The organism is uncultured Campylobacter sp. (genome assembly GCF_938017615.1).
GTDB lineage: Bacteria > Campylobacterota > Campylobacteria > Campylobacterales > Campylobacteraceae > Campylobacter_B.
Genome location: NZ_CALIJA010000138.1, coordinates 1 through 5,620, shown reverse-complemented (window position 1 = coordinate 5,620; position 5,620 = coordinate 1). Strand labels below are relative to the sequence as shown.

4 protein-coding genes are annotated in these 5,620 nt (G+C 50.3%); 3 read left to right on the top strand and 1 reads right to left on the bottom strand.

The features are described from left to right. Positions 1-113 precede the first annotated feature (113 nt). Positions 114-2,837 (top strand): carbon monoxide dehydrogenase, encoded by a 2,724-nt coding sequence (locus Q0620_RS07145; RefSeq protein WP_298784081.1) that lies wholly within the window; start codon positions 114-116, stop codon positions 2,835-2,837. Positions 2,838-3,073: 236 nt separating this feature from the next. On the opposite strand, the gene Q0620_RS07140 is transcribed toward Q0620_RS07145, so the two are convergent. Beyond that, complete coding sequence (locus Q0620_RS07140) at positions 3,074-3,241, bottom strand: hypothetical protein (protein WP_298784080.1); 168 nt, start codon at positions 3,239-3,241, stop codon at positions 3,074-3,076. Positions 3,242-3,691: 450 nt separating this feature from the next. Here Q0620_RS07140 and Q0620_RS07135 point away from each other — a divergent pair, with 450 nt between their 5' ends. Together Q0620_RS07135 and Q0620_RS07130 are read left to right on the top strand one after the other, a co-directional pair. Next, a complete protein-coding gene (locus tag Q0620_RS07135; protein ID WP_298784079.1) occupies positions 3,692-4,684 on the top strand; it encodes an iron ABC transporter permease in 993 nt (330 codons plus the stop codon). Next, on the top strand, positions 4,677-5,453 hold the full coding sequence (locus tag Q0620_RS07130) for an ABC transporter ATP-binding protein (protein ID WP_298784078.1): 777 nt from the start codon (positions 4,677-4,679) through the stop codon (positions 5,451-5,453). The genes Q0620_RS07135 and Q0620_RS07130 overlap by 8 nt, the downstream gene beginning before the upstream one ends. Positions 5,454-5,620 lie beyond the last annotated feature (167 nt).

Here is a 5,620-nt window from a genome sequence, read left to right as displayed (position 1 = left end):
AAAATACAATCACGTTAAATTTTATCTATAAGAATTAAATAGTGTAGTTTTTCAGTATATTTATTGAGCTCTACATTCTCACTTATTTTTAAAATAAATTTTAAGGAGACGTCATGGCAAACGACAAAATCGCAAAACAAAAAGGCTCACGCAAGAAGGCTGCTACGGATGAAAATTCCGCTGCGAATACGGGAGAAAATTCCGCCGCAGACGCAGCCAAAAGCTCCGCCGCGTCCGTTTTTGATAAAAGCGCAAATATCACTCAAAATTCCGCTGCAAATTCTACGACTTCCGCCTCGCTTACTTGCAACAAAATTTCTAAAAATCGCGCCGCAGGTGAGAATTCCTGCGACGAGTGCGACTGCGAAGCCAGAAATTCCGCGTCTGGCTACGATGATAGCGCAAGCTCTGCTTCAGGCACGAACTTTGCGGCGCGCTCAAGCACTCAAGGCGCAAGCAACGCCCAAAATTCCGCGATAGGCTCTACGATAAATTCCATAGCTGATTCTTTGATAAATTCCATCTCAAATCCTGCGAAGAGCCCAAGCAGCAAAGACCACATCTCTTATTCACACAAGCATAGCGATAGCTCCGCAATCCACTCGCATCTACACGACGAAGATCTTGCGACCCACCCACACGATCAAGAAGAAAACCTCGCAGCTTATTTGCACGAATACGGCGCAAATTCTGCGGCGTATTCGTATGAGCAGCGCGACGAGGATTCCGCCGCCTGCTCATACGAGCACGACGAACATTGCCATGATCACAAACCCCACTCTCATCGCGCGATTATCGGATTTGACGAACACGGCATCCCAAAAGTTTTAGTGCCCGCAGAGGCTAGTCCGCACACACATAAAGACGCGCAGGGCAATCTTTTCGAGCATTTTCACGAGGCGGAATTTACGGCGGATTATATGAAGGCGGTGCTTGAATACAAAAAGACCTTCCCTACAAAGCAAGAAGTACTTGAGAAAACCCCTGATCCCGCCGTGCGCGAAATGATGCTTAGGATGGAGCAGATCGGCGTAGATACGGCGTTTGATCGTTTCGACAAACAGATGCCTATGTGTAGCTATGGGCTTACCGGAGTATGCTGTAAGATCTGCAATATGGGACCTTGCAAAATTACTAAAAAGGCCGATCGCGGCACTTGCGGTGCGGACGCCGATCTCATCGTATCGCGCAACCTACTGCGTCAAGTAGCTGCGGGCGTAGCTCAACACGGCGCGCACGCCAGAGAGCTTCTACTGTCGCTAAAATGGGCGGCACAAGGCAAGCTAGATCTGCCCATAATAGGCGAATACAAAATCATCAATACCGCCAAAGCCTTTGGAATTCCAACTGAAGGCAGAGAGTTAAAAGAGGTAGCGATCGAGCTTGCCGATACGCTTTTGACAGATCTTTCGCAAAGTAGCGGCGAGTATAAAACCATCACTGCGCTCGCACCTAAGGAGCGTCAAGAGGTATGGCGTAAGCTAGATATCTTGCCAATTAGTGCGTATAACGAAGTCTTTGAGGCATATCACCGAACGGGTGTAGGCACGGATGGAGACTGGCGCAGCGTGATGCAGCATCTTTTGCGCTGTGGGCTTGCTTTTACCTTCACCGGCGTAGTAGCTGCGAATATCGCTACGGATGCGCTATTTGGCGTAGGAGATCGCGTAACTTCCAAAAGCAATATGGGCGCGCTTAAAAAAGGCTGGGTCAATATCGCCGTGCACGGACATCTGCCGACATTGGTAAGCCTAATAGTGGAGATTGGAAATTCTAAGGAGTACCAAGACAAGGCTCGCGCAATAGGCGCGCAGGGGATCGCATTTTACGGCGTGTGCTGTTCTGGACTATCGGCAATGTATCGCAACTGGGGCGTCGTACCGCTCTCAAACGCCGTAACTGCCGAACTCGTCATAGGTACGGGAGCGCTTGATCTGTGGGTCGCCGATGTCCAAGATGTCTATCCTGCGATCATGGACGTGGCTAACTGCTTCCAGACCAAGGTCGTTACTACAAGCTCATCAGCTAGGCTTCCCGGAGCCGAGCATATAGGCTACGATCATCACCACAGCAATATCGCCGAAACTAGGAATTTAGCGCGTAAAATTCTAGACCGCGCATTGCAATCTCACGAAAAGCGCAAGGGGCTGCCGGTATATATCCCACCGTACGAAGTCGAGGCCGAAGTGGGCTTTTCGGTAGAATTCGTCCATAAACACTACGGCGGCATGGAGCCGTTAGCGCACGCGCTAAAAAGCGGTGAAATTTTAGGCATCGTAAATATGGTCGGCTGCACCAATCCTAAAGTGCCTTATGAGCGCGCTATTATAGATGTCGCACAAACCTTAATCGAAAATAACGTCCTAATCCTAACCAACGGCTGCGCGTCGTTCCCGCTAATGAAGCTGGGCTTTTGCCAAAAAAGCGCGTATAAAAAAGCAGGCGCGTCGCTGCGGGCATTTTTAGAAAAAGATGAGCTTCCGCCGGTTTGGCACGTGGGTGAGTGTATCGATAACACTCGCTCCAGCGGAATTTTCGCAGGTATCGCAGGGGTGCTAGGCAAAAATCTCTACGAGCTGCCGCTTGCCTTCACCTCTCCCGAGTGGGCGAACGAAAAGGGCGTCGATGCCTCGCTCGGATTCCGTCTAATGGGCATCGACTCGTATCACTGCGTCGAGTATCAAATCCACGGCTCCGCAAACGTCATACACTTTTTCAAAGAGGGCACCAGGCGGGCACTTGGCTCTGTGATGCACGTAGATACCGATCCGGTCGCGCTTGCCCTAAAAATGGTAAGCGATATGCGCCTAAAGCGTAAAGCTCTAGGCTGGCAGTAGCGACGAACGGATTCATTTCGCATCGCATTTTAAGCGATGCGAAATTTCATGATAAAATTTAACCTCTTGCGGGCAAATAAAATCCCGCAGCTAAACGAGTAGTAAAATTCTACAACTAAGTGGCTAGCAAAACCGTGATCGAATAAAGATAAAATTTTCGCGCCGCATCCGTTCGTGGAATTCTAAATCAAATCTTCAAATCCTACGTAAAATTTCGCTACGCGCTGTGTCTGCTGCTAAATCGGCAAAATTCCGCCATCAGGCTCAAGTCTATCTTTCGCGAACAGATGAAATTTTAAAATTCCATCTTGGCGTAAATTTCGTAGACGTTCATCTGAAATCCGCAAGCTAAATTTTGCTAAAAGCCTTATTGCACGGAGCTGCACGCCATTAGATTCGCTCACATACGCTCACGTATATGAAAGCCGAAATCATAAAAATTTAATATGATATGTGCTAAAATGCCACATCTGTTTAAGGATTTAGATGTATAAATCAAAGTCGCTGCAGTCTTTGCGTCATCATCGGCAGAAGACGTCGTGCAAGGCGGAGGCTCTGCTGTCAAGTCCTGCGTTTCGCAGCTTGAGGCGGTGCAGCAAAAGTGCGTCTATGCTGCGCCGCAAACATTTTCGGACGAGACCGCACGGGCATGGAGACGACACTATAAATCTTGCAGGCGGCTAAAATTTTCATCCGGATCTTTTCTGAAATATTGATCTTAGGGCCATCGCGAAGGAATTTTACCGCAAGCCTTTCGCCTACGAGCTAGAAAGTGAAATTTTAAGCGGATTTCAACGAGGCGATTTCAAAGATTAAATTTAAGGCAAAAGATAAAATTTAAAGCAAGGGAAGGTATGAAAAATTTTAAATTTATGCTCGTGCTGCTGATACTGGCGACGATTGCGACGATTGCGATATCGCTTTGTATAGGGCGCTTCGGCCTAAGCATCGCCGAGGTACTAAAGGCGCTTAGCGGCGGCGAAGTGGCACAAAACGTCCACAATGTCGTTATGCAGGTGCGCCTGCCGCGTATCATCGCCGCAGTGCTCGTGGGCGCAGCGCTGGGCATCAGCGGCACGGCGTATCAGGGCGTCTTTAAAAACCAGCTCGTCTCGCCCGATCTCTTAGGCGTGAGCGCCGGGGCTTGCGTGGGCGCGGCGATCGCGATCCTGCTTGATCTAAATATCCTTTTGATCCAGCTTTTCGCCTTCGTTTTCGGGCTTACGGCGGTTTGCATTACGCTTCTGATCACGCGCGCGCTTCGTTCGAGCGCCACCATAATGCTCGTGCTTGCCGGCATCATCGTAAGCGGTCTGATGGGCGCGCTGATCGGATTTTTAAAATTTATGGCAGATCCCGAGACGAAGCTTGCAGACATCGTGTATTGGCAGCTAGGAAGCCTCGCGAAGGTCGACCCCTCCGTGCTAGCGATGATAGCGCCGGTGATGGGGGTTTGTATCGCTATCTTGGTGCTGATGAGCTACCGCATAAACGTCCTATCTATGGGCGATGCGACCGCGGCGAAGCTCGGCGTAAACGTCGTGCTGGAGCGGGGCATCATCATCGTCTGTGCGACGCTGCTAACCGCAAGCAGCGTGTGTATCAGCGGCATAGTCGCGTGGGTGGGGCTTTTGATGCCGCATCTAACGCGCATGATCGTGGGCGTGAGCAACACCAAAGCAATCCCCGCGAGCATATTTTTAAGCGCGATCTTCGTGCTCATCGTAGACGACGTAGCGCGCAGCATAAATCAAAGCGAGATCCCGCTAGGCGTGCTTACGGGCTTTATCGGCACGCTATTTTTTATATTCATCCTGCTTAAAAACAAAAGGAAGCTAAATGGTTAGGGTTGAGAGCTTAGACTTCGGCTACGTAAAATCCGCCCCTCTAACGCTGCGCGACGTGAATTTCAACCTCGAAGCGGGCGCGATGCTGACGATTTTGGGGCAAAACGGCGCAGGTAAATCGACGCTTTTAAATTTAATTAGCGGCACGCTTGAGCCCCTGCGCGGCAAAATTTCAATAGACGGCAAGGATATGGCGAGCCTTGGCGCCAAAGGGCGCGCCGAGATCATCGGCTACGTCTCGCAAAGCGAGGTCTGCGAGTACGACTACAGCGTCTTCGAATATGTCCTGATGGGGCGCACGGCGCATATCGGGATCTTTTCGCAGCCGAGCGAAAACGACTACAGGCTTGCGCAGCGCTACATGAAAATGCTTGAAATTTGGCACCTAAAAGACAAGATCATCACGCGCCTAAGCGGCGGTCAGAGGCAGATGGCGTCCATCGCGCGCGCCCTTTGCAGCGAGCCTAAGATCGTGATCTTCGACGAGCCCACCTCAGCGTTAGACTTTGCCAACCAATACAAATTCCTCCGCGCCACAAAAGAGCTTCTCAAAAACGGCTACACCGTCGTTTTGGCCACGCACAATCCCGACTTTGCTCTGCTTTTAGGCGGATACGTCGCGCTCGTAAAAGGCGGCGGCGAGGTCGCATACGGCAAGGCGGAGCAGATCATAAAGAGCGAAATTTTAAGCAAGCTATACGATCTGAAGCTCGACGTCAGCTACAACGAAAAGGTCGGCAGGGTGTGTTGCTTGACGTATCCGTTTTGATCCTAACTTCGCGGACGAGCACAGCTCGTCCTTGCGACGGGGAGCTTCACTATTTCTCGCGAAGACTAGGAAGCGCCCCGCGCTTCCTTCGCATTGCTTCGCTCGCCTAAAGTTTCAGAAATTTTACTACGCAAAATTTTAAAATTTATCGGTTTAACTTCTCGGCT